The sequence below is a fragment of the Leucobacter sp. M11 genome, from assembly GCF_035726885.1.
In the GTDB taxonomy this organism is placed as follows: Bacteria; Actinomycetota; Actinomycetes; order Actinomycetales; family Microbacteriaceae; genus JAPFRB01.
The window spans coordinates 696,736-700,922 of record NZ_JAPFRB010000003.1 but is presented as its reverse complement, the minus strand read 5'-3'; the positions used below and the strand labels follow the sequence as shown (position 1 = coordinate 700,922).

Below are 4,187 nucleotides of genomic sequence, written 5' to 3'. Positions count from 1 at the left end.
GGAGCGAACTCTGAAAACACCATGACCTCTTCCCCCGCCGCATCGGCGACTCCCCCAGCACGATCCAGCAGCCAGGCCGCGCCCGCGAACAAGACCTCGCGCGTCATCCTCGCCAGCCTGATCGGCACCACCATCGAGTTCTACGACTTCTACGTCTACGCGACCGCGGCCGTCCTCGTCTTCCCCGCCCTGTTCTTCCCGACCGGCAACGAGACCACCTCACTGCTGGCCTCCTTCGCCACCTTCGGCGCGGCGATGGTCGCGCGTCCCATCGGGGCGATCTTCTTCGGGCACCTCGGCGACCGGATCGGGCGCAAGACCACGCTGGTCTGGTCCCTGCTCGTGATGGGCATCGCGACGTTCCTCATCGGCCTGCTGCCCACGCACGACGACATCGGCTACTGGGCCGCCCTCATGCTGCTGATCCTGCGCCTGTTCCAGGGCTTTGCGATCGGCGGGGAGTGGTCCGGCGCCGCGCTCGTGGCCACCGAGAACGCTCCCCCGGGCAAGCGCGCCTGGTTCGGCACCTTCCCGCAGGTCGGCGCCCCCATCGGCTTCATCCTCGCGAACGGCCTGTTCTTCATCATCAACCAGGCGCTGCCCAACGAGGAGACCCCCGGAGCGGCCTCGACGGCCTTCCTCGAGTGGGGCTGGCGGATCCCGTTCCTCTTCTCCGCGGTCATGGTCATCATCGGCCTGTGGGTCCGCCTGAAGCTCGTCGAGTCCGATGCCTTCACGAAGACGGTCTCCTCGGGCAAGGTCACCAAGATGCCGCTCGCGGTCGCGTTCCGTTCGCACTGGCGAGAGCTGATCCTGGGCACCTTCTACATGCTGGCCACCTACGTGCTCTTCTACCTGATGACCTCCTTCACGCTGTCCTTCGGCACGAAGCCCGCCACCGCGGAGGTCGCGCAGGCCGCCGCCGAGGCCGCCGGGAAGCCCTTCGACGCCGCCACGTTCACCCCCGGCCTCGGCTACTCCTACAACGACTTCATCTTGATGATGATCTTCGGCGTGATCTTCTTCGGCGCGTTCACGCTCCTCTCCGGACCCGTGGCGGACCGCTTCGGCCGCCGGAAGACGCTCATCGTCGTGACGATCGCCATCATCGGGTTCGGCTTCCTGTTCGCGCCGCTGCTCCAGGGCGGCCACGCCCTCGTGATGCTGTTCCTGGCGCTGGGCTTCACGCTGATGGGGTGGACCTTCGGGCCGATGGGGGCGCTCCTGCCGGAGCTGTTCCCGACGAACGTGCGCTACACGGGCTCCGCGTTCTCCTATAACGTGTCGTCCATCCTGGGCGCCGCTCTCGCCCCCATCGTTGCGGTGTGGCTCTGGTCCTCCGCGGACGGGAGCCCCGTCCTGGTCGGCCTGTACCTCTCCCTGATGGCGGTGCTCACCCTGGTGTCCCTGCTGATCGGCAAGGAGACCAAGAACGTCGACATGGAGGCGTAGCCGGGCACTCCCCAGCGCAACGAGGAACGCCCGGCCCCGCTTTCGCGGGTCCGGGCGTTCCTCGTCGTGCGCTGGCGCGGGTGCTACCCGAGCGTCACCGAGGCGCGGGCGCGGCGGCGTGCGGCGAGCAGCCAGGAGGCACCGCCCAGGGTGAGCGCGACGCCCAGGACGCCCGCGGCGAGCGCGGCTCCGGTTGCCGGGGCGCCGGTCTCCGCGAGGGGCCCGGTTCCGGGGGGCGGCGGGGTGCCCGGGGTCGTCGGCGGCGTGACGGGCGGCGGGGTGGTCGAGAGTTCGTTCCAGACGGTGAACTCCGCGGTCTCCCCCGCGATGATTGTCGCGCTGTCGCCGGACTCGAACACCGGCGCGGCCCAGAAGCCTCCGGTAATCGGCTCCGGGGTGACCTCGCGCAGCGTCACGGTGCCCCCGACGGGGATGCCGTCAACGGTCACGGTCTCGCCCGCGCGCACGCTGACCGTGCCCTCGACGGCGTTCCCGGTGGCGCCGGCCGGCACCCGGTACTCGAAGGCGTAGCTCTGCTCGGGATCGACGAGTTCGGCGGCGTCCCCGCGGAGCTGCTTCGTCAGGCTGAAGGCGGCCGTGTCGCGGCGGATCTCGTTGGTGACCTCGATGGTCGCCGTCGCGTCCGGGTCCCCGATCGTCAGCTCGGTGCGCGAAAGACCGATCAGGGTCCAGGTCGCCCCGGGGATCGCGGCGGGCGCGGGTTCCTCCAGCGTCAGCTGCGCCCCGATGGGGAGCGGCTCGCTCGTGACCTCGGTGCCGTCGGCCGGCAGGCGCAGCGTCCCGGACCCCGCGGGGAAGTGGTCCCCGGCCGGGTAGCGATAGTTGAGGTCGAAGGTAGTGTCGGCGGGCAGCGGCAGTCCGTCCGGGTTCTGCACAATCTTCTGTGCCGAGAAGGTGTCCCGGTCCAGGCTCGCCTCGTTGACGAGGCGGATCTGGGTCATCGTTCCGAGATTGCCGTTCGCCGCGTCGAAGACGATCCGGTCCGCGGGGTTGCCCGCCGCATCCAGGAACACCGGCTTCGCCCAGGTGACCCCGGCGGGGCCGACGGGCAGCACCTCCTCGAGCGTGACCACGGTGCCGCGGAACAGCTCGGGGCTCACGAAGTCCTGCCCGGGGGCGATGAGCGCCGTTCCGCCGTCGACGACCGCGTTCCCGGCCTCGGGGTCGGTCGCGCTCCAGCGCACCTCGAAGCTCGGCGGGGTGGCAAAGGAGGCGTCCCCCGTCAGCTCTTTGACGACGCGGAACCGGCCGAAGTTTGCGCCGACGATCCAGCCGGAGCCCGATCGGCGGCTGGCCTCGCCGGTCACGGAGGTGGTCTCGGTGCCCTCGACGGTGACCGTTGCGGTGTTGGTGTAGTCCTTCGCCTTGCCGAGGTCCTTGACCTTCAGCGTCCACTCGACGAGGTAGACGGAGCCGCTCAGGGCCCGGGAGCCCTCGGGCAGGGTCGCGGGGTCGGCCCCGGGGACGCTCGTCCAGTTCACGGTGCGCCCGTCGGCGGAGACGGTGACGCCGGAGGACTTGGTGTTCCAGTTCGGCGTCTCCCGGTTGAGTCGGTCAACGCTCACGCTGGTCGCCTCACGCACGCGGGGGTTACCCGGCCCGGTGACGAGGGCAAAGATGTCGGCGTCGAACTGCTCGACAACCTCAATGTCGAGCCCGGCGGCCAGGCCCTCCTTTGGGGCGGGGACGCCGATCTGCCAGGTAATGGTGTCGTCCTGGTTGTTGTACCAGCCGCCCTTCCACAGGGACTCGCCCTCGTACTCGCAGGTCTCCTCGCAGCGGCCCGGGTTGGGGGTGACCGGGAAGGTGGCCGTGATCTCACCGAAGTCGAAGATGTGCTCCGTGTTTTCGGTGATGTCGAGCCAGACCTCGGCCCGGAAGGTGAAGGATCCGTGCACGCCGCTCGGGTTCGCCTCGATGAAGGCGTCGTCAACGGAGCAGACCACCTCGGCGGCGGTGACGACGCACTCGCCCGCAACCTGGCCGTCGGGGCCGGTCAGCCCGAAGCGATCGCCCTGACCGGTGAGCCCCTCGGGGAGGGGGATCGAGAAGCTCACCGGAGTCTCGGCGTTGTCTGGCAGGCTCCAGTCCACGGTGAGCTCCTGGACGGTGCCGTCGACGATCTCGTCCTCGACGAAGGAGATCCGGTCGATGGTCACCCCCGTGCCCGCGGCCGACGCGGGTGACGCGAGGGCGGGGATGAAGGTGGCGGCCACAATCGCGAGAATGCCCGCGAGGGCGACCAGGGGTCTGAAGTGGGCTGAGGTGCGCAGGGTCGTGCTCCTTTTCTGTGCCGGGCGATGCTTCTGCCCCGATGGTCCCGGGGATGCCCTCGGGGAGTAAGACCGCGCCAGAGCTGTTTTCTTGCGCCTCTCGCACCGGAGACTGTGACATCGCACAAACTCCGTGCCGTCATTCGAGCAATCCCACCGAATCTGGCCGAGAGGTGCAGTAATTTCCGGCGACGCCGCTCCGCGCGCCCGAGAGAAAGCTGTCGCGTTTCCCCGGGGTACGGGGAGCTCGCGTGCTGCCCCGGCCCGCCCGCGCGCCCGGGGATGCCCCGAACGCCCAGGCTGAGGGGTTAGGGTCGTTTCGCCCCCTGAGCCGATTTCCCTGTCCGACGCCCGTCGGCAGCGCGGCCCACACGTCCGGGGGCCCACGGGGGTGACCAGGTTTTGGACGACGGATTTTCCCTGCTCAGCAGTGACGCAACA

General features: G+C 69.5%; 2 protein-coding genes. One reads left to right on the top strand and one right to left on the bottom strand.

Features of this window, described 5'->3' with window-relative positions; genetic code table 11:
• Positions 1–21 precede the first annotated feature (21 nt).
• A complete protein-coding gene (locus tag OOT08_RS11740) occupies positions 22–1,452 on the top strand; it encodes an MFS transporter (RefSeq protein ID WP_325092933.1) in 1,431 nt (476 codons plus the stop codon).
• Between the two features lie 83 nt (positions 1,453–1,535).
• Here the strand turns inward: OOT08_RS11740 and OOT08_RS11735 are convergent, their stop codons facing one another.
• Positions 1,536–3,689 carry a DUF5979 domain-containing protein gene (locus tag OOT08_RS11735; RefSeq protein ID WP_325092822.1) on the bottom strand — a complete coding sequence of 718 codons (2,154 nt, stop codon included), beginning with the start codon at positions 3,687–3,689 and terminating at the stop codon, positions 1,536–1,538.
• Positions 3,690–4,187: the final 498 nt, after the last annotated feature.